The organism is Patescibacteria group bacterium (genome assembly GCA_028692545.1).
GTDB lineage: Bacteria > Patescibacteriota > Patescibacteriia > UBA1558 > S5-K13 > STD2-204.
In genome coordinates this window covers 82332-103741 of the sequence record JAQUXC010000003.1, presented here as the reverse complement: position 1 = coordinate 103741, position 21410 = coordinate 82332, and the positions used below count along the sequence as shown (strand labels likewise).

Here is a 21410-nt window from a genome sequence, read left to right as displayed (position 1 = left end):
TTTTAAAAATTATTATTTATAAAATAATTATACAGTATTATATAATAATTTGTCAAGCTTTTCCTTAATACTTGACAGAGAATATAGATTTGCTATACTGACTATAGTTAATCATTAATATAAAGCAGTGAGCAAAAACATCCATGTAACTCATAGAATAAACGGAGATTGGGCTGTCATTGGAGAGGGAGATAAAAAAGCATCATCACTACACTCTACTCAAAAAGATGCATTATCAATAGCAAGAGAACTAGCCCAAAATAATAAGTCTGAATTAGTTATCCATGGTAAGGATAATAAAATTATAGACAAGGATAGTTATGGAAATGATCCATGTCCACCAAAAGATAGAAAAAAATAAAAGTTCAAAATGCCTCTTGTTCTTTAAAAAAATAAAACTAATAAGAATAGGTATTTAAATAAAATATATTTGAAACACCTGTTTAAACAAAACAATGAAAGGAAACAAGCAATCTTTTTTTGGTTTGTTTAAACAGGTGTTTTTTATTTAAGAATTAAGTTTAATAGAAATATTAAACAGGGAAAGAAAAAAATATGTCGCAAGACAAAGAAATTTTGGAGAAAATCCAAATAACACAAGTTCCTATTGAAGAACTAAAACTCAATACAGAAAATCCACGTAAGTGGAGTAAAGAACAATTTAATCAACTAAAAGAAAGTATTACGAGATTCGGACTAGTAGATCCGTTTATATGCAATTCCTTTCCAGAAAGACACAATGTTCTGATCGGCGGACATTTTAGGTACGCTGTAGCAATGGAACTAGGAATTGATACTCTACCAGTGGTATATATCAACATTCCAGACATTGAAAAAGAAAAAGAGCTAAATATTAGATTAAACAAAAATCAAGGTGAATTTGATTATGACTTATTATCAAAATTTGATCCTAACTTTCTCACGGATATAGGTTTTGACAGCTTGGATCTAGATAAAATATTTGACATAGAAACAGGAAAGGAAGAAATATTTAATATAGAAAACGAATTGAAAAAATTAAACATAACAGAAATCACTGTTCAAAAAGGAGATGTGTATGCCTTGGGTGATTCAAAAATAATGTGTGGAGACTCCACTATAGAGGAAGATATGATGAAACTAATGGGAAATGAAAAGGCGGACTTTTGTCTAACAGATCCGCCATATATTCTAAATTATTTACAAGGTAAAACTAGACATGGAGAAGCGACAGTCGGGTTCGGAGCAAAGAAAAATAGAAGATATTTAGAAACAGAATCACTTCCTGATAATTTTACAGAGCTTTGGATGGGAAATGTTAGTAAAGTTGCTAATGAAAATTTTAGTATCATAGTTTATGAAAATTGGAAGAATATTATGACCATATGGAATGAAATGGCAAAATACTGGAAGATAAAAAACATGTTAGTGTGGCACTTAAACAATAGGATGCAGGGATTCTCAGCTAAGTACAAATTCTTTAACAAATATGACATAGCGGTCGTTGGTTCTTCTGATACTGATATTGAATACAATTTAGAAGATGAGGGCGAGGGACTTCAAAATGAATACGAAACAGCACTTTTTGCAATTGCGGGGAAACCACAGTGGGAAAGCTACGAAAAAGGAAAGAAGTACTGTCCTACAGACTTTATCGAGTATCGTGCATCGGATGAAAAGTCGTCAGGACAAGGAATAATATTTGGAACAAAACCTGTAGAAATATTAATTCCGTATATTAAAGTTCTTACAAAAAGAGATCAACTAGTTTTAGAGCCATTTGGAGGAAGCGGTAGTACTTTAATCGCAGCAAATAAATTAAGTAGGAGATGTTTCTTGATGGAAAAATCTCCTATCTATGCAGAAGTAATAATTAACAGATGGGAAAGGGCATTCGGTGGGAGAAGGGTAAAATTATATGATCCCGAATCAAGTTCAACTTAAAAAGAAGATTATAGAAGAATTGGAATCAAATCCAATTATTCAAGTAGCATGTACAAAACTCGCTATACAGAGAGGTACTTATTATAGATGGAAACAGTCTGATAAAAAATTTAGTAAAAAATGTAATGAGGCTAGAAAAATAAGCATACCTATAATAAATGAACTAGCTGAGTCTACTATAATGAACAAAATTAAAGACGGTGATTTAAAATCCTCTATATTCTGGCTTATAAATAATCATCCTAAATACAGAAAAAACAATTTGAATTCTAGTTTCAAGATAAACAAATTGAAAGATGAAATAGAAAAATTAAAAATGGAAAGACATGCAGAAATAGATAGACAAACTCAAATGTTAAGAGATCTCTTTGATCGCGCAAGAAAATCTTCAACAGCTATAAATAATACTAATGAAAAAAATGATATGAATGATATCAGTAATTAAAAAACCTTAAAAGAGCGTTGGTCAAAAATCTAATGCTCTTTTTAAGATACCAGTTTTTATATACTAATAGGTAACTATAATGCCAGTAAAAATATTTGGATCTTTGATTGCTTTTACATTTTCTACTTTATAGTCTAGACTATTCTTTTTTAAGTTTCCAACTATTAATAGTGAATCTGTATTATTTGTAGCTCCAGATGAGTCATTTGTTGGAATAAAAAAATCAATTACTGTTTTAGTCTTTGGATTATAGGTAACTAAAAGATCAAAATTGTTCTTTCTAAAAGTTTTGCTCCACTCATCAATTCCCGTTTCTAATTGTAACTCTGTAGGTTCTGAATCATTATATGGTTCACCTAATATAATTTTTATTTCATCAATATTTTTACCAATTAAAGAAGGGACGTCAAATGTAAATTTTAAATCCTCTTGTTTCTCTTGTATTATAGGTTCTACTACCTTTTTCACTTTATTATCATCAGAATTTGTAATGGTCATAATAACAATTACTACAATTACCCAGAACCACCATTTTTTATAAAACTTCTTCTTTGTTTTTTCTTGATTGTCCATTTTCTTTTTTATTAATTATAAATGATCAATGTCCGATAAAACAAAAACGGACACCCGACCTGCGAAACCACAAAAGGTATCCGTGAAGACCCTACTTGAGTTTTGGTCGGTGTGCCCGAGCCTTGTCTCAAATAGGTAAAAATAGGATTTTTACAAATCTTCACGTAATTTCTTCTATGGTTTCGCATTTTTATTATAGCTCAAAAATAAACATTAATGAAGTCGAGTTACCAACAGTTTACCTACTGGACTTACTACCCGTTCTGCGTCATCAATGTCCATGTAATAAGTAACAAATGACGATATGGACACAAAAACGACGCTTGACGACTCAACAGTTAAATACTGTTTATACGCTCGTAAATCGACAGAACAGGACGAATTACAAGCCCTTTCAATAGACTCTCAGATAAAGGAGATGATGGAAATGGCTATAAAGGAAAATATGACAATTACAGAGATTAGAAAGGAAAGTCATTCTGCAAAAGACTCAGGACAAAGACCAGTATTTAATCAATTACTAGAAGATGTAAAAAACGGAATGTTTCAAGGAATACTATGCTGGGCTCCTGATAGATTAAGTAGAAACGCAGGAGACCTTGGAAGAATAGTAGATTTAATGGATCAAGGTAAACTAGTTGGAATAAAAACACATGGGCAAAAATTTACCAACAATCCGAATGAAAAGTTTCTTCTTATGATTCTAGGTTCTCAAGCAAAATTAGAAAACGATAATAAAAGCATAAACGTACAAAGAGGTTTGAGGGCAAAGTGTGAAAAAGGATGGCGACCATCTCCTCCACCTCTTGGATATATTCATGATAAATATGGAGATAAAGGGAGCAAAAGAATATTTTTAGATCCTAAAAGAGCTCATATAATAAAACAAATGTTTGAGCGAGTTGCTTATGAAAATTTTAGTGGTAAAAAAATATTAAAATGGTTGATGGAAATTGGGTTTAAAACTAGAAAAGGAAAAAATCCAACACTTAGTACAATTTTTCAAATACTTCATGAAACATTTTATTATGGAGAATTTGAATATCCAATAGGAAGTAATAAATGGTACAAAGGATTACATGATCCAATAATATCAAAAGAGTTGTTTATAAAAGTAAGAGATAGATACAATACATTTAGTATTGAAAATAAAGTTTGTAGAGAGTTCGCATTTACCAAACTTATGAAATGCGGATTATGTGGATCAGGAATTACAGCAGAAGAAAAATTCAAAAAACTAAGCGATGGATCAGTTGTTAAATATATATACTATGGATGCACTAGAAGTAGTAATAGATTTTGTAAGGGTGGATATATACGAGAAGAAGAATTAATTAAACAACTTATAGAAATTGTAGATAAAATAGAAATAGATGATATAGGAATACAAAAACAATTTGAAGAAGAATTACAAAGATATACAAGATTCAACAAAGGATTCGTAGAAATAGACAACAAAGAAATAAAACAAAAAAAATTTAGCATCAATGATTATGCTAAATACATTTTAAGGTCTGGGACTATGATTGAAAAAAGAGAGCTGATGAGTTGTTTTAAGAGTGATTTGATATTGAAGGATAAAAAAATTACATTAAAAAAATAAGTTATCTAAATATACGATTAATAAATATTCTTAATTTGAATTAGTCTGTGATAATTGCTTATAATACTCTAAAGGATTCAATTTTTTCATAAATTCAGGATAGATACTATAATCAAAATCTGTCCCCAAAACATTATCTGCAATACTTTTAATTTTTTCACTATCACTAGACATTCTTCCTCGATTATAAACCTGGTCATTAGATTCAATTGATTCAAATAAAATATTAAAGAGCTGTTTATTATATTTATTCATAAAAGGGGCAATCAGATCGTCAAATCTTTTATCAGCCGTGTTGAAATTAGTACTTTTTCCAAAAAGAAAAATTCCAAATTCTAATATATCATTTTCACATTTTAATTCAGATCCCATAACTAACAAACTATTAAAAGCACCGACTTTAATATCGAAATGTCTCTTTTCTTCTACAATATACTTTTTAACATTTTTTATGTGTTCTAAAATGTCGTCTTCTATAAACCAACTTAATAAATAACAATTATCATCATCTTTGCAGCCACCTTTTATAATTTCTTTAGCCCCATCATTTAAAAATTTATATATCTCTCTATTTTTTGATAAAAAAACTATTAAATAAATAAGAGAATTACCTCTTGAAATATTACTAAAAAAATCACTTTCTGATTTTATTAATTGTAAGTAATTTTCCTTATTTCTATAAAAAATTATTTTTAGAGCCTCTAAATTAATACTTCTATTTTTATCACAATCTTCATTCTCAATTATAAATATAAATTTCCACAAAGCTTTAAATATAGCAATCTCAACTTCTTTTGATAAATTTTTTAAATATTTAGCTTCTAAATATTTTTTTAAATCAGAGCCTCTATTTAAAAAAATGTCTTGTTTTAATGATATATCTGTAATCAATTGATCAATTATTTTTCTTGAAAATATAGGCGGTTTAATAAGTATTCCCTCAAGCATATTTCTAATATGTGCCCTGGTAGTTTCTTTATTTGGTGAAAATAATAAATCTATCTGATCTAAAACTGGATGAGCAGATAAGTGTCTGTGTTGCTGAAGACTAATTAGATTAGCATAGTCAGCATTCTCAAAAAAGGATGTTTTATTGTTTATAAGTTCAATAAGTTCTGACTCCCATTTTGGAGATTTTTCATCCCTACTTCTTAAAGTGGATATCTTTTTTAAAATTTCAACCGCACAATCATCCTTATATATATCTCTGAGTTCTTGTAATTTATAAATTAAATCACATATAACAACTGAATATAACATAACAACCGCTGATCTGTAATTTTTTGAACAGTAAGATTTATAAACTTCTTCAAAATATAGTTTAGTATTTAAATTAAATATCTTTTCCTTATTTTTATAAATTAAAAATTTAGACATAAATTATTTATTGCTAAATAAACCCTCAATTGTTGAATTAATGGTTATTTTATCTGTTGGGATTATAGTATATCTCCATGGTTTTGTTATTCCAAATTTTCCTATATTTTTATTTATTTCTTCACAATATTTATCAGCAGTAGTTTTTTTCGATTGTACGTTTGGAGTGTCTATTTCTTCCCTTGGTTTAACTTCAATCATAACAATTTCTTTTTTCAACTCAACTACAAAATCCGGTTCATAACGATGATGCGCTTCTCCTTCTGTGTCTCTCCAATACAATCCTTCAAATTGATTTGGTGCTGGTCTAAGCCAATCTTCTACAGAACCATCATTATCTAAAAGATATGCTAATCTAATTTCATCAGAAGAATCGAAGCGATACATAGAATGACACGCTTTTTGAAAATTATTATATAATAATTTATATGAAAAACTATCTACCTGAGATTTGAGTGAAACTGGTTTTTCTCCAAATGAAATAGAAATATTATATTGTTCTAAATACGGTTTTGGTTCAGCTACACCAGAATCCAAATATTCTTCTTTGTATTCTTTATGTTCCAAAATTTGTTTATAGATATCTCCAGCAATTGATTTTGCATTACTTTCTATAATTAATGAAAGATTATCATCGTCAATTGCAGTTTTTTTATAATAATTAACTGCTTGATCTGCTAATTTTAACAATAATGGTCTTTGTCCTTGGTCATCATAATCAACTAGAGGAAAATCCAATAATGCTGCAATAATTGTATTTTGAGGAGATTGCCTGTTTTGTGCTCCGAAACTGGTTACTCTAGTTATTTCTGTTACACGTCTTCCGGGAACATCTTCGCCAAATAGGTTTTTTTCCTTTTCGTTTTGAAGTTGTTCTTCTAAAATAGCTCTTTCATTTGTATATTTTTGAAGAATGCCAGTATTCAAGTCAAAATCGTGTATTATAAGCTCACTATAATTTGGTGTAAGAATAAGTCTTGGTATAGGAATGTTTCTTTTTTCTAATTCAATACTCGATTCTTTGGCTATTTTTGTAAGTTCCTTCTGTACATCTGGATTCAATAGTCCCAAGAAAGAATCTGGATCATAAGATGTTTTTACTTGTATTTTTTGTTTCTGATTATGATAATCTGAAAATGATAATCCGCTAACTGTTTGTTTGGCGGTTTCTTTTACTAATTCTTCTATCTTCTTTTCAACCATTTTCTCTTTAACATCAGTATCAATAGATTGAATTTCAGGTAGCTTAGAAATTGCATCTTCTGCTTTTTCACTTACAGCACGCATTATAAGTTCATTCTTCTTTATTTCAGTAGTAATGTTTTGAAGTATTATTGGTTGAACTTCTGTGAGAGTTTTTATTTCTTTTGTTTCTTTTTCCGATATTTCTTCTACGCGTCCTTGAATAAGTGGAGAATCTTTAGCAAGTTCTATAATTTTCTTAAATTGTTCGTGTGCTACAATCATTAATCTGTCTACTAAAGGCACTCCTGTACGCTCGCCATAAGGAAGACGCAACCCCCTACCTATTGTTTGCTCTGTTAGAATTGCTGTAGCTGCAGCTCTAATTGGTGCTATTGTGTAAACATTTGTTACATCCCAACCCTCTTTTAACATATTAACATGAATAACCACCTCAATGGTATTATCCGGATGTTCTAAAGAAATCAACTTTTCAATATTTTCATCTGCTTCTTCTCCACGAATTTTTGTATTTATTTCAATCACTTTCCCCTTGAACTCACCTCCTCTAAAATCATCACTATCTATAAGAGACTTCAGTTCAGCAGAATGTTTTGTATCTTTTGCAACTACTAATAAAACTGGTTTAATAATCGGTTTATTATTTTCGAGAGCGTATTCTTTAAGTGCATTTTTAGCACGCTCATGAAAATAAGCAGCTAATTGTAATTTGCGTACATCAGTTTCTATTGATTCTGTATTGAATTGTTGAAAATCCACGTCTGCCTCTGTTCCTACCCATGGATCTTTTACAAATTTACCACGAATAGCATCACCAAGATTATAAGAATATAGCACATTTTTCATTCTTATTTGTTGCAAATTTCTTCCAGTGCCTTGAGTACCTAAATATGGAGTAGCAGTAAATTCTAAACCAAATAAAGGATTCATTAAATCAAGAGAACCAAGTGCTGCATCAGCATGATAATGATGTGCCTCATCAAGCATAACAACTAAATCTTCTTGATTTTTTAAATAATCAAAATATGATTGACTGGCAGTTTCCCATGCTTTTGTTATTCCACGTTCATTGGCCATATCCTTTTGTGCAAATTGTTGGATATTAAAAATATTTATTTCAATTTGATTACCAAAAAGTGGATTTTCTTTATGGCTGGCATAATTATCAGTAGTAATAATCTTTGTGGTATTTATATTTATTTCTTGAATACCTTTAAAAACATATTTTGGATTATTTGCTCTACTAAAATCTTCATGTAATTTGCGATAAATAGTAAGATTTGGAGCTACGATTAAAAAATGTTGAATGTTATATACAAGATAAAGATATGCTACAAAAGCTCCCATAAGACGAGTTTTACCAACTCCAGTTGCAAGTGCAAAAGTAAAAGCTGGGAAAGCTCTTTCAAATACTTCGAATTCTTGAGCTTCAGGTATGTCTTTAAAATAATTTTTTGATGATTCTAAAATTTTTTCTGTATTATTTTTATTATTCATTCTTTTTAACAGTATTTGTCCAGCTGAAGATTTTAAATAATCAGAAAAAATTTGCAGACTCTTTGCCTGTGGCTCTCTTAAATTCATCGTACTATTTAAATATTGTAATGCTTGTTCTGGTTGCATAATATTATTCGTCGTTCTCTTCATCGGTATCAATTTCTTCCATGGATAATTCTTTAATTGGGAGAAGATAATCTTTTTTACCAAATTGACAAGATTTTAAAACCGATTGAGGAATTTTTTTAATAATTATTCGATTATCAATTTTATCAGCTCCTGGTTCAAATTTCTTAGGACAAATTGTTAGAGTTTCCCCTTCTTTTAAATGTCCAATAATTTGTTGTACTATTCCAGATGTTAAAAGTTGTGTTGTAATGTAGATATAATTCTTACCTTGTCCAATGCCGTGTTTCCAATATTCTGTTTTACTTGGTTGATAAGTAAAATTCATAAATTTACACATTGCTTTTATAAGCTTAACATCATCATAATATTCATCAATAATAGGATTGCTAAATTCATCTTTTATAATAAAACTAGGTGCAAGTTCATAAAATCTATATGCACCCCCACCTTTCCATTCCACAGATCTGCTTATTCCACCTTGGTCAGAGCCATCTATCACATTATCAAGCCGTACCTTACAATGTGAATAGGCATGATCCCCCATTTCAACACCTATATACCTTCGCTTCATTTTATGCGCTACTGCAGCAGTTGTGCCAGAACCAAGAAATGAGTCTAAAACAAAGTCATTTTCTTCTGTAAACATATTTAAAATTCTTAAAATCAATTTTTCTGGTTTTTTACTTGCTGGAAATTTCACGCCTCCTTCATTTTGAGTATTTTGAAAATCTATATCCCCCCAAAAATCGCATAAAAGATTTGACATGTATTCTTCTCCATCTATGATTTTTATAGTTTTATTTAAAAAAGTCATTCTATTGCCATTCCATGCATACTGTTTACCATCTTCGTCACCATATTCGATTATTGTACTTAAATTTTGTTTAGATTGGTTTTTTATGTCTATGGGCATTTCTGGGGCTGTACGGAATATTCTATCCTTGTTTTTTAAATAAAAATCTCTAAAGTCCTTATCGAAAATATTTATATCTGATATTTTTTGTTTTTTATCAACTATACCATGCTCTAATAAAACATCTTTTAAGTTCAATACTTTATTATTTTCTTTATCAAAAAAATAATTATAATGATCATCCCAACTTTCTTTGGGGATGTATGCAGGACTAATTTTAATATCTGGGCCATTCTTATAGACTAAAATAAAATCTTTTTGTTTAATAATTGTTTTTGCTTTGTGGGCTGTTTTTAACCCACTTGGTGTAGACGATCTTACAGCAATTGATACTAAAAAATTATTCCTATCAAATACTTCGTCCATTAAAACTTTCAAATAATGACCTTCTTTATCATCAATTTGAACTAATATTACTCCGTCTCTACTTAACAATTTTTTTAATAACTCTAATCTTGGTTTCATTAATGAAAGCCAAGTACTGTGTTCGACACAATCATCATAATGTTCAAAAGCATTACCAGTATTATAGGGCGGATCAATATAAATACATTTTATTTTCCCCTCATATTCCGGAAGAAGAGCCTTAAGGGCAAGTAAATTATCTCCGTGTATAATCATATTCTCCGTATTTGGATCATTTTCACAATTTGAAAGTTTCAAATTCTCTTCTAAGATTCTCGGCTCAATATTAGAAATATCATAATCAAGATTATTTTTACCAATCCAAGTAAGCTCTAATCTTTGTTTATTATCCATATCTTTATATTATTTTAAATTTAATAACAAATAGTGTAGTTAGAGATATTTTTTGATTAAGTTGCGCTTCTACTTTATCAAGTAAATTTTCTTTTTTTACATCTACTTCATCTTGGGCTTTATAAAGCTTTTGACGCATCTCATTTCTTTTCTTTTCTAAGTTTTTTATCTCTCTTTGTAATTTTACTTTTTCTTCTAAGTTTAAAATTTTCTTTGCATTTGTTTTCATTGTTTTTATATCTATATCCATTCTTCTAAGCTCTATTTCTAAACTCTTTTTTACATCTTCAGCCCATTTATCAAGTTTGTCAACTTCTTCATCAAAAAATTCGCTATTTCTCTCGGAAATATTAGTAGTAATAATTTTAACTTTTTCTTTTTCTTTTTTATCTATATTTTCTGATTCTATCTCAATTTTATTTTGCAATATTTCAGTATCTAAGGCAAAAAGCTTCTTTGCGATATCTTCTTCTATAACATTGCCCCTATCATTTATTGCGGTAACCAACACAACATCTTCCGTCTCAAATGAATCAATTGTTAATTGGGATACTTTCATTATACCAGAAATGCCGATTAATTCCTTGATTGGGGAAATAATTTGTCCATAGTTAGAATAGTTAAAAACGATTTCACACGGATATAACTGATTTGATTTTATTTTATCTAAAATGCGAATTGCTAATGGATGTCCCGGACGATAAATATGTGCATCTTCAATATTTTTTCCAATTCTATAAGGACCTTCATCAATATCTTCACCTGGAAATGGATTTTCTTTTAATGTAAAAGAATAATCATCAGTTGAATAATTGGCTTTGTCTTTCAAAAAGTATTGTGAGATTTCCCATAACCATTTTTCATATGTTTCTAAATAAGCCCTACTTTCTTTTAAATTTATCTTTAATTTTTCGTGTACATCTGCATCAAAATTTTCAAGTAGTTTCTCTTTTGCATTTTTAATTCCTTCTTGAATAGATTCATCCATTTCTGCTTGAAGAGAATCGAATGCTTTATTAATTTCTTCTTCGGTACGACAAGATTGATAAATTGAAGCTATCCTTTTTTCAAAATCTACCCCAGATTCAATATTTCCAAGAACTTCATCACTTGCACCAAATACACCCTTAAATAACATAAATTTCTGATCTAAAAGTTCATAGACCCTTTGATCGGCAGCATTTTTTCTATTTACAAAATTTACCACGACAACATCGTGTTTTTGTCCATAACGATGACAACGACCAATTCTCTGTTCAATTCTTTGGGGATTCCACGGAAGATCATAATTTATAACCAAAGAACAAAATTGTAAATTTATACCCTCTGCTGCTGCTTCAGTAGCGATCATAATTTCAGCATCTGATTTAAAATATTCTACGATTGCCGCACGTAAATCAGCTGTTTTAGAGCCAGTAATTTTGTCAGTATCTTTATTCTTTTTCAACCATTCTAAATATATTTCTTTTGATTTTTGATCATTATTTGTGCCATTGAATAAAATAATCTTGTCTTGATATCCATTTTCAGATAATAAATCTAATAAATATTTTTGCGTAATTCTAGATTCTGTAAAAATAACAGCTTTTTTTTGAGCTCCAAGATCCTGTGTCATTTCGAAGCCCTTCTTTAAAGCTATTAAAAGTGACTCTCCTTTTGAATTCTTGAATATAGATTTAGCTAAATCTCTAAATACTTCTAAATCTTTTTTTTCTTCTTTAATTTGTTGTATATCTTCAATATTTAATTTATTTTTCTTTTCATTGATCTTATTTTCGTTCTCATCTTTTTCATTATCAATCCACTCATCAACAGTTTCAGAATATGTTTCATAGTCCTCTTCTATTTCTTTTGGTAAATCATCAATTTTAACAACTGAATTTTGTCTGATGTGTTCTATAAGTTTATCTAATTTATAAATAAGACCATCTAGAGTACTTGCAATAGCAAAAGAAGAAGAGGCCAAAAGTTTTCTTAAAATAAGCGTCATAAGTTGGCGTTGACTTGATGGTAGCGCATACAATTTGGGTCTTTGTAAATATTCTGTCATTCCATCATACAACTCAATTTCCTGTTCTGTTGGAATATAATCTTGAGTAATTGGTTTTCTATCACGATAATTTATATATTCTAAAACTTGTCTACGTAAAGTACGAATACAAATTGGTTTAAGTCTATTTCGTAAATCAACAAACATCTCTTGTCTTGGTTCTACCATTCCAAGTTCACTCTCATATATATCTTGTTCTCTAGATACTTTTGCATAATTAGCCTTATAGCTGTTTAAATCTCCAAAGATATGTTCATCAATAATACTTGTTAATCCATATAATTCAAGTAAAGAATTTTGTAATGGTGTGGCTGTAAGAAGTATTTTTGGATATGCCTGAACTGCGTCCTTTATCTCACGGGCGATTACATTATTATTTTTATAAACATTTCTCAATCTATGCGCCTCATCAATAATAACTAAATCAAAATTCGTTTGTTTTATATAAACAGATTTTCCTTTTGCAAAATGATATGAACAGATTACTATAAGGTCTTTTTGATTAAATGGATTAAGATTTCCTTCTTTTATATACTGATTAAAAGATTTTGCTTCTAAAATAATTGATGGAATAAAAAATTTTTCTTGGAGCTCTGAATTCCATTGTTTTCTTAAACTAGCAGGAACTATTAAAAGTATTTTTCTTTTTCTCTCTGCCCACTTTTGAGAAATTACAAGACCAGCTTCAATTGTTTTTCCTAAACCAACCTCATCAGCTAAAATAGCTCCTTTAGAAAGTGGAGATCTAAAAGCAAATAAAGCTGCCTCTATTTGATGTGGGTTCAAATCTACTTGAGAATTTGAGAGAGTTGATGATAATTTTTCTAGACTATCTGAAGCACAACGTTTAGTGAGCTCATAAGCAAAATATTTAGCTTGATGATCTGTGATATTCATAATTATTCATTTTTATATAAGAATATTCATATTTTCGCACATTTCAACCTAAAAATCAATCTAGCTGAAAAACAAAAAGACGCCTTGATAAAAAACGTCTTTATGCTCTAATATGTGATTTTCGACGCAACCCCGTCTTCGCCTACGGCTACGCCGAGGCAGGCCGGTTGCTCGAAACATGTACTAGGTTGGCTTCGTGTAGTTCGGAATATCAGAACTATTATTCAAAGACAAACTGAGTATATTTATATTCCTGACTTGAGAATGTATGGTGATTTGTAATTTACCCCACCACTCTACTCACTATTTCTACATACCATCTAATTTCACAAAATAAGAACATCTAGCTCGTCTTGTTATATCACTTACACTTCTTAAAGACATAGATAAGCTACCCTGAAAAAATAAAACCTCTATTTTTTTATTAAATTTCTTAGTGCTTTCAATAGCACTTTTATAATCCCCATCATTAGAAACTATAATTGCGATGTCATATTTATCAAACGCCGCCATTTCTACCATATCAGAGCTTATTTGAGTATCTAAATTTTTTTCTATTAGATTGCCTCTAGTTCCCTTTAAGTCTCCATATTTCACGGATACAGAAGGATTTTTTTCTATTTCGCTGTAATATTTATTAGCAGTATTAAATTTATATTTTTCATCATTATTTCCCTTTAAAAGATATGCTGGTGGTCTAGTGCAATAAAATCCTGTATACACTAATTCTCTATTTCCAGCTAATTTTTTTGCTAAAAATTCTGGGTCATACAAACAAACCCAATTTATTCCTGATTTTTTCAAATCTCGCATATTTCCAAAAACATTACTATTGTCTATAAAAACAGCTACTCTTTTATTGTTCATACAGCTTAATGATAAATTATAGTATGAATATATAATACTAGCCCATTAAATAAAAAACAAGAGCCGTAAGGTTCTTGTTGCTTATCATAGCCGAAGCAAATGATAAGGATTTATTACTTACAATATACACCATATAAATAATAATGTCAATAAGTTATCCACAACCCGCATACTCACTAGCAATAACCCCATAATAACACCTATGTTGTTGTATATTCTCCTATTAAAATTTTCATTGCATCATCAAATATCTTCTTAATATCTTTTTTTTCTATAGGAAATAAGAAATGTTGTTTATCAACAGAAGAACCATCTATAAAATAATTAAAATCATCTAAGAATTGTTTTTCATAAATCTCTTTACTTTCTCCAGATAAATAATTAGCTGTTAATCTTTTAATCAGTGGGTAATACCACAATTCTTCTGCTCCACTAAAAAAACTTGGTTGATATTTTTTTAATTTAATTAGCCAATCATTTTGTTGTTTTGCTAATTTAGAATAATAATCTGGAAATTCTTTAGAAACATCTATGAATTTATTAGAATTAGTATCTAACTTATAAAAGGCTAGATACTCCATTCCCCTAGATGACGTATAGCTAAGATTAAAATAATCAAATCTACCATTTGATTTCGTAAAATAAATCTGATTGTTTTTTATAAAAAAATCTCCCAATTCACCATTACTGCCATAATTAACAACATCACCAATATTAAATTTACCATTTTTACAAACAATCACTCTTTCTTCAAAACAACAATGGGCACCACCCGTATATTCACTTGTTATATAATAATCTAAATTGTTGAAATTCAATTTCTCTATGTCCAAAATGCCATACACTTTTTCTTGTTGAAGTATTTTATTGGTTTCTTTGTTTATAACTTGAATACCTGTCCCATCTTCAAAAATAACATTTTCAGTTGCCTCTTTTCTATATGGGTCTGGAATAAATGTAAATTCAACTTTTTCTTTGCCGCAATTCAATGTTGGATACTTTGGATTATTATTCGTTAGCTCACTTTGATACAGTGTTTCAATAGGAATAAATTTTAAATCTTTATCTTGCTTTAATAATGACTTTAACTCATTTTCTTTATTTTCTGTATCAGCAATATATTGATTGTATAAAATACCAATTTCACTCTTAGAGATATCCTGCTTCTCATCTTTATTATTTAACTCTATTTGGAAATTATTATAATTCTTTTTTATATCCTTTTCTTTGAAAATTATAATGAAAATAAGAGCTACCAATAATACTGATACTAAAACTATTCCTATGATTTTATTTGATTTTTGCATATTTTCTATGGCTTCAATTGATATTATTTATAATATACTTATTCTTGTATACAATCAATTATCCTCTACTTCTAAAATACTTGGTTTATATAAATCTGGATTTTGTTTTTTATCCATTTCAATAAGTATCCTAAAACAACCAACTATCCTATCCCGTTCTTCTTGAGTCCACTCTGATGATTTTTTATTTTCCATTTTTCTTTGTTCTTAGATTTTTTAAATCCTTATAGTTTATTTCTTCAACTCTCCCAAGACTATCAACAAAAAATAGATAAAGGTTTAATTTATCCATTACATCAAAAGACATTTTTCTTATGACCATACTTCTAAATGACACTGGGAGAGCTACACCATATTTATAACCATATTTATAACCTCTTTTACCATTTCTGTGCATTCTTGTAATAATCTGCCCTAAAGCTGAATTAAAACTACTACTTTGACTTCCACTTGGATTTTTTACATTGATTGATGGGTCTCCCTTAGCTTCTATAAGCCAATATCTAGAAAATTGATTATTACAAACTTTTATATCAACACCCTGCTCCCACAATTCAGAACTCTTTAACGATTTACCCCACCCTTTTAATTCTAAATATTTTATTATGGTCTTTTGAACGAAATCTTCGGTTATTATTTCTCGTGGCTTTTTCATATATTTACAAACTCAAAATTTTCCACTCACTTAAATTATTTGGGTCGTATTTATATTTATCATTATCATTGTATCGCCACGTTCCATTGACATAGATAGCTATACCACCAATAATTTTTTTACCAGACTTATTTTGTTTCTTAATATATCTTTGCAAACTTTCAGCTCTTTCTTTTGCGTCTTCACCCGCTGTAAATCCACTTTTAGTCTCAAATATTCCAATAGTTCCGTTTTTAAATTGAATTATAAAATCTGGATAAAATGCTCTATCATCAGACCTTAAAATTGCAAAATATTTTATTTCTGCCTCACCATTCTTATACCACCACTTAATTTTTTTTGAATTATTAAGCAACTCTATGAATAATCTTTCTGGCTCACTTTGAGTTGCAACATAAAATGGTTTCATAACAGAAATAGGTTGTTCTTCCTTTTTATATCTACTATTATAAGTTATAAATATTGGCACCTCCCAATTAGAAATTGCTTGTAGTTCTCTTTTTTCACTTAATTTCTCCACAACCTCTTTCTTATATTTTTCTTTAGCTAAATTAAGAATATTAACAAAAAGTTGTATATTTTCTTTACCTAAAACCATTCTTTGAACCTTAGAGTCATATTTATCAAATTTAAATTCCTTATTAAAAAATTGATAAATCGCCGTTTTCATTCTATCGCTTGAGTCCGCTGGTGAATAAGGAGTGCAATTTTGCACTATAAATCTATCAAACTTGTCTTGTAATTCTTTTTCATCTAAAGATACTTTAAGCATTCCTTTATGTTCAATTTCACCTGATTTATCAATATCGATAATTTTACCCTCTGCTATTATAGGATTTATAATTTTTGAAGGCTTAAGATTTATTTGTTTCTTAAAATTATTTGCTTCGGTAATTTTTGTAAAAATCTTCACAAATTCTCCAGATAAACGAGTTCTTTCTCTTTGTCTTCTTAGATAAATTGATGGCAAAGAAATATTATTATAAAGCTTGCTATCTCTTTTTGACTCATAAATAGTTATATAGTCTTTTGCGTAATCTTCCGTAATTTCTATGTTGGGTAAATTTGTAAAAACATATCCAACATTTAATTCTGGTTCTTTTGAATAATATTTTAACTCTGGCATTCTCATTATTCTACCTATCGTTTGGATTGTAAAAGTAAAACTTTTTGACTCTCTGAAAATCACTAAAATCGAAGCTCTTGGACAATCCCAACCTAAAGCAATTGCTTGTTTAAATATCAAGACCTCAACTTCATTATCATTTTTTTCAATGTTTGGCAAAGTATCAGATTTATCCTCAGATAACCAGATGGCAAGTTTTCCATTTTTTTCAGTTATTCCTTTTTTATTTAAAAGTTTTATCACCCCCTCTTTTTTACTCACTAAATTACTTTTATTATCTGGGAGTTGAATAAGCATTAAGGGATTTATTTTTGAACCCTCCCTTTTATACATCTTTAATAACTCTTCTCTCTTCTTTAAAGCTTGCTCTATAACTATCTCATCACTACTTTTTAAACCAATTTTAATATTAAGGAACTCTGGATTAACTGATATTTCAGATTTAATCATTTCTTCTGCCTTAACATCAGACAAACGAACCTTTTCTATCTCCGAAACTTTTTCTGTTAAGTGTGGTGTCGCTGAAACTTCTAGCGTTATTTTGGGACCAATAATCTCAATAAGCTCTTTTGATTTTTCTGCACCTGCGGTATGATGACTTTCATCTATAATCAAAATAATAAATCTGCCGTCTTCTTTAGTATTCTTTATGATATTACTTAAATTATTATCCTTTTCATTGTCTTTTATAAAAATATTTATATCCTTTTTGTTTATACTGTGCCAATTGATAAATAATATTTCATTTTCATCAATTTTACGGTCTTCTAAATCTTCAAAATAAGAACATCTTAAATTCCCATCATCTTCATAATAGCTTTCTAGTTTTTCTTTGCTTTGTTCGTGCAACATTCTTACAGAAACCCAAACAAAAGAAAATTTATTATTATCTTGCCTATTTCTTACAAATTCTTTTAATAAAGCAGAAACCATAACTGTTTTACCAGAACCAGTTGGGGCTTGAAATACTACAACTTCACTTTCTGGAGACTTTAAAGATTTTTCTATTTTTTGATGTAAATTTTCTACTGCCTCTTTTTGATAATCTTTTAATTTAATCATTTGAATATTCTTTTATAAACATTAAGGATAACGACTGGTATGGGCTTTAACTCAACCAATCTTTTTATATTTTCAAATTCTTCCTCTCTAGCACTATCGTCGAGAGAAAAAATATAAGTGATAATTGACTTATTTAATTTATTAACTTCTTTTTTAAATGACTCAATTCCTGTATCATCATAAACTATACCTAAATATTTATTTTTATTATTCGTAAAAATCTTAAAACTTTCACCCTTCTTAACTAATTTAAAACAAGACTCTTTTAAACAAAGCATTTCTGTAGATTTATCAATAAGTTTTTTCTTATTACGGTCAGTTTGTTTTGCGTCTACAAAATCAGTTTTAAAATACTTAACATTATTATTGAAATCCTTAGATACGTTTTTAATTCTTGGATAACAAACTTTTGTGCAAACATCACCTTCATTACTTGTGCAGAGAATAAATTGGCGTTCTCCTCCATCTTCTTTATTTAATATCTCAACAGCGTGTCCAGTAGAACCAGAACCTGCAAAAAAATCTAGAACCACAGATTTTTTGTTCCCATTCAAGTTAATAAGTTCCTTAAGCATTTTAGTTGGTTTCTTACCACTCCTAAAATCAACGGCTCCCTCGTGTCTTATATTGCCAAAATCCCCACTATAATCATAAAAGTTAACTATTGGACGTTCTTTATGACTATCTATTCCCCCTTCAATATCAGTCCTTCTAAAATTTGGAATGCCTGTATAAAATATCCCCTTTGTAGCTGTGCTTTTCTTTGGACCAGTAAAATATCTATAGCCAATACCATCTTCACCAATTCCATATACTTTATATAAAGTTCCAAGTCCATCTATGTCTCTCCTATTCTCTAAATAAGTATGAAAAAATTTTCCAGAAGTATTTCCCTTAAGAACACTACCGCTAGCCCAAGTTGCTTTTAATAGGTTTATATTTTCTTCTTTTTCTTCAATAATCTCATATTCTCCTTTCTTAAATATCTCCACTTCTTTATTTCCAAGTTTTATTTTTTTACCCCTAGTTTTTTCAACCACCCTAAACTTAAACTTAGCAAGTGAATAAATATCACTGGGTTTATTTGGTTTAAATTTATGTTTATTTTTTGCATAAATTAAAACTTGTTCAATCAATTTTTGAAAATCGTCTTTCTCATTAAGTGATTTTCCTGCATATCTAACTTGTAAATAAAAAATATCCAGCAAGTTCTGTTCACCAAAAATATCGTCGCATAACAATTTAAGTTGAGAAGCTTCGTTGTCATCAATACTAATGAAAATTAACCCATCTTCTTTTAATAAATTTTTTACAAGCCTTAGCCTATTATTCATAAAGGAGAGCCACTTAGAATGACGATAATTATCTTCTTTGTCTACATAACGGTCATTATAAATAAAATCTTTATTGCCAGTATTGTATGGTGGGTCAATATAAATAACATCTATTTTCCCCTTATGAGTGTAATTTAAAACAGAAAGGGAGTGATAGTTATCGCCCTCAATTAAAATATCAATTGGTTTGTTTTTATCGGCCTTAATTTCTTTATTTTTTTCCTCTACTAGAACAGGTAATTTATCCTTACACATATCAACAACTTGTTCTGGTTTGTCCTCCCATACAAGTCCGTATTTTTTTCTTGATTTAAGTTTTTTAATTTCATTTTTAAGATTTTCAATTTCTTTGAGAAACAATTTCTGTTGTTTGCTTTCGAAATCTTCAATATGAACATTCTTTGCAGAAAGTTTATCCGCAGATTGTAATTGTAATTTTTTCATTGTGGTTGGGTTTTGAGTTTCGTAGGAAACAAAAAGCTCCCCACGAACAGATAATCACTGCTGACTACCTATGCAAGTTTCCCTGCATAACCCAACCACGAGTTGCTCGATGAGGAGCTTACTATCGTGGTTGGGTTTTATACCATACCTTAGAATTTTACTTCATAAGGGTTAGGCGATTAAATTGTAAAATAATCGGCATTAAAACCTAGTGTTTTATGCCTATTTCTCATTTTCTCTGTTTTGATTTAATACTTAACATTTGATAGTATTTATTATACAGGAGATAAAATCTACCTGCAATATTAAAATTATAATTACAAAATTATGCCAAAAGGAATAGATACAAAAAATAAAAACCTACTAATTGCAGAAAAATTACTTCTAATAATAAACAGGGATGAAAAAAAGTTTTTGAATACCATAACCATAGAACCAAAAGACTTTCCGAAACTGACAATTGATGAAATTGTAGATATACTAAAAAGACTTGAAGAAAGAAAACTGATAAAATTTGAAGATGAAGACGATAAATACGACACCTATAATCTTAAATACATTCATCTTTCTTATAATAAAAAAGAATTAGATAAATTTATAAAAATATCAAAAAATAAATATTACGGATTACTTAAAAAATATAGTGGACAAAATGGACGTAATTATATTCTTGAAACATTGACTTTGATTTTAAAATTTAAAACGTCCAAAGGGGCAATAGACTTTGCTAATATAGGAAATAAGTATAAAGAAATTTGTTTATGGTTAGCCGATTACTCTGGAGCTATAAAAATATTATATAAAAACGAACCAGATGTTGAATTTGGGGAAACAAAAAGACCACAGATTTTAGGCATATCAGAAGTTCCTACAAAATTTATAATTTTAAATGTGTCAGTTCTAGAAAATTTAAATAATAATATCCGCAAGGAAATTATTACACCACAGGTTGGGAAAATTAAACTATTATTAAAAAACAATCCTGAAGTAGATTGGAGATGTGCCGAATGCAAACACTTTCTTAAAGAAAAACTTAATAATGAAAAACAAATATCAGATTACTTAAATAACTTTCGTATCAATAAATTCAAAGTATGCTACAAATGCAGAAAAGAGAATTACTTCTCTATAAATAAACAAGGTGTGATTAAATTTTTAATAAACAAAAAATAAAGACTTGACATAAAATATTAGATAGATTATATTTTAAATATAAGTTCATTAAAAAATCGATAAGATAGCTTAA

The 21410-nt window shown here is 29.0% G+C and carries 16 protein-coding genes; 5 read left to right on the top strand and 11 right to left on the bottom strand.

The annotated features are described in order from the left end of the window. Positions 1-127 precede the first annotated feature (127 nt). The 3 genes from PHZ07_02185 (at position 128) to PHZ07_02175 (ending at position 2368) form a co-directional block, all read left to right on the top strand. Entirely contained in the window at positions 128-361 is a 234-nt protein-coding gene (locus PHZ07_02185) for a DUF2188 domain-containing protein (GenBank protein MDD3284380.1), read from the top strand. A 194-nt stretch (positions 362-555) separates the two neighbouring features. Beyond that, the gene (locus tag PHZ07_02180; protein ID MDD3284379.1) at positions 556-1923 is read left to right on the top strand and encodes a DNA methyltransferase; all 1368 of its coding nucleotides are present in this window, start codon (positions 556-558) and stop codon (positions 1921-1923) included. Further along, a complete protein-coding gene (locus PHZ07_02175) occupies positions 1898-2368 on the top strand; it encodes a hypothetical protein (protein MDD3284378.1) in 471 nt (156 codons plus the stop codon). The genes PHZ07_02180 and PHZ07_02175 overlap by 26 nt, the downstream gene beginning before the upstream one ends. A 63-nt stretch (positions 2369-2431) precedes the next feature. On the opposite strand, the gene PHZ07_02170 is transcribed toward PHZ07_02175, so the two are convergent. After that, positions 2432-2941 carry a hypothetical protein gene (locus tag PHZ07_02170; protein MDD3284377.1) on the bottom strand — a complete coding sequence of 170 codons (510 nt, stop codon included), beginning with the start codon at positions 2939-2941 and terminating at the stop codon, positions 2432-2434. A 304-nt stretch (positions 2942-3245) separates the two neighbouring features. On the opposite strand from PHZ07_02170, the gene PHZ07_02165 reads away from it, so the two are divergent. After that, complete coding sequence (locus tag PHZ07_02165) at positions 3246-4544, top strand: recombinase family protein (protein MDD3284376.1); 1299 nt, start codon at positions 3246-3248, stop codon at positions 4542-4544. Between the two features lie 30 nt (positions 4545-4574). Here the strand turns inward: PHZ07_02165 and PHZ07_02160 are convergent, their stop codons facing one another. The 10 genes from PHZ07_02160 to PHZ07_02115 form a co-directional block, all read right to left on the bottom strand. Then, the gene (locus PHZ07_02160) at positions 4575-5921 is read right to left on the bottom strand and encodes a hypothetical protein (protein ID MDD3284375.1); all 1347 of its coding nucleotides are present in this window, start codon (positions 5919-5921) and stop codon (positions 4575-4577) included. A 3-nt stretch (positions 5922-5924) separates the two neighbouring features. Then, entirely contained in the window at positions 5925-8771 is a 2847-nt protein-coding gene (locus PHZ07_02155) for a DEAD/DEAH box helicase family protein (protein ID MDD3284374.1), read from the bottom strand. Further along, positions 8752-10422 carry a site-specific DNA-methyltransferase gene (locus tag PHZ07_02150; GenBank protein MDD3284373.1) on the bottom strand — a complete coding sequence of 557 codons (1671 nt, stop codon included), beginning with the start codon at positions 10420-10422 and terminating at the stop codon, positions 8752-8754. The genes PHZ07_02155 and PHZ07_02150 overlap by 20 nt, the downstream gene beginning before the upstream one ends. A gap of 4 nt (positions 10423-10426) precedes the next feature. Next, a complete protein-coding gene (locus PHZ07_02145) occupies positions 10427-13369 on the bottom strand; it encodes an SNF2-related protein (GenBank protein MDD3284372.1) in 2943 nt (980 codons plus the stop codon). A 309-nt stretch (positions 13370-13678) separates the two neighbouring features. Then, complete coding sequence (locus PHZ07_02140; GenBank protein ID MDD3284371.1) at positions 13679-14236, bottom strand: NYN domain-containing protein; 558 nt, start codon at positions 14234-14236, stop codon at positions 13679-13681. A 200-nt stretch (positions 14237-14436) separates the two neighbouring features. After that, positions 14437-15543, bottom strand: a complete 1107-nt coding sequence (locus PHZ07_02135) for a hypothetical protein (GenBank protein ID MDD3284370.1) — start codon at positions 15541-15543, stop codon at positions 14437-14439. A 54-nt stretch (positions 15544-15597) separates the two neighbouring features. Then, positions 15598-15738 carry a hypothetical protein gene (locus PHZ07_02130; protein ID MDD3284369.1) on the bottom strand — a complete coding sequence of 47 codons (141 nt, stop codon included), beginning with the start codon at positions 15736-15738 and terminating at the stop codon, positions 15598-15600. Beyond that, positions 15728-16198 (bottom strand): hypothetical protein, encoded by a 471-nt coding sequence (locus PHZ07_02125; protein MDD3284368.1) that lies wholly within the window; start codon positions 16196-16198, stop codon positions 15728-15730. The genes PHZ07_02130 and PHZ07_02125 overlap by 11 nt, the downstream gene beginning before the upstream one ends. Positions 16199-16202: 4 nt before the next feature. Beyond that, complete coding sequence (locus PHZ07_02120; GenBank protein MDD3284367.1) at positions 16203-18386, bottom strand: DEAD/DEAH box helicase family protein; 2184 nt, start codon at positions 18384-18386, stop codon at positions 16203-16205. Beyond that, positions 18383-20164 (bottom strand): site-specific DNA-methyltransferase, encoded by a 1782-nt coding sequence (locus PHZ07_02115; protein MDD3284366.1) that lies wholly within the window; start codon positions 20162-20164, stop codon positions 18383-18385. Before PHZ07_02115 ends, PHZ07_02120 begins: the two co-directional genes overlap by 4 nt. 327 nt (positions 20165-20491) lie before the next feature. On the opposite strand from PHZ07_02115, the gene PHZ07_02110 reads away from it, so the two are divergent. Then, positions 20492-21337: a hypothetical protein gene (locus tag PHZ07_02110; protein MDD3284365.1), complete on the top strand. Its 846-nt coding sequence runs from the start codon at positions 20492-20494 to the stop codon at positions 21335-21337. The last annotated feature ends 73 nt before the right edge of the window (positions 21338-21410 follow it).

Bases quoted from the DNA above. Each gene is read 5' to 3' on its own strand.
- PHZ07_02150 (MDD3284373.1), bottom strand. From the start codon at position 10,422: ATGGATAATAAACAAAGATTAGAGCTTACTTGGATTGGTAAAAATAAT.
- PHZ07_02175 (MDD3284378.1), top strand. From the start codon at position 1,898: ATGATCCCGAATCAAGTTCAACTTAAAAAGAAGATTATAGAAGAATTG.
- PHZ07_02115 (MDD3284366.1), bottom strand. From the start codon at position 20,164: ATGAAAAAATTACAATTACAATCTGCGGATAAACTTTCTGCAAAGAAT.
- PHZ07_02170 (MDD3284377.1), bottom strand. From the start codon at position 2,941: ATGGACAATCAAGAAAAAACAAAGAAGAAGTTTTATAAAAAATGGTGG.
- PHZ07_02180 (MDD3284379.1), top strand. From the start codon at position 556: ATGTCGCAAGACAAAGAAATTTTGGAGAAAATCCAAATAACACAAGTT.
- PHZ07_02160 (MDD3284375.1), bottom strand. From the start codon at position 5,921: ATGTCTAAATTTTTAATTTATAAAAATAAGGAAAAGATATTTAATTTA.
- PHZ07_02140 (MDD3284371.1), bottom strand. From the start codon at position 14,236: ATGAACAATAAAAGAGTAGCTGTTTTTATAGACAATAGTAATGTTTTT.
- PHZ07_02165 (MDD3284376.1), top strand. From the start codon at position 3,246: ATGGACACAAAAACGACGCTTGACGACTCAACAGTTAAATACTGTTTA.
- PHZ07_02125 (MDD3284368.1), bottom strand. From the start codon at position 16,198: ATGAAAAAGCCACGAGAAATAATAACCGAAGATTTCGTTCAAAAGACC.
- PHZ07_02130 (MDD3284369.1), bottom strand. From the start codon at position 15,738: ATGGAAAATAAAAAATCATCAGAGTGGACTCAAGAAGAACGGGATAGG.
- PHZ07_02145 (MDD3284372.1), bottom strand. From the start codon at position 13,369: ATGAATATCACAGATCATCAAGCTAAATATTTTGCTTATGAGCTCACT.
- PHZ07_02120 (MDD3284367.1), bottom strand. From the start codon at position 18,386: ATGATTAAATTAAAAGATTATCAAAAAGAGGCAGTAGAAAATTTACAT.
- PHZ07_02135 (MDD3284370.1), bottom strand. From the start codon at position 15,543: ATGCAAAAATCAAATAAAATCATAGGAATAGTTTTAGTATCAGTATTA.
- PHZ07_02155 (MDD3284374.1), bottom strand. From the start codon at position 8,771: ATGAAGAGAACGACGAATAATATTATGCAACCAGAACAAGCATTACAA.
- PHZ07_02110 (MDD3284365.1), top strand. From the start codon at position 20,492: ATGCCAAAAGGAATAGATACAAAAAATAAAAACCTACTAATTGCAGAA.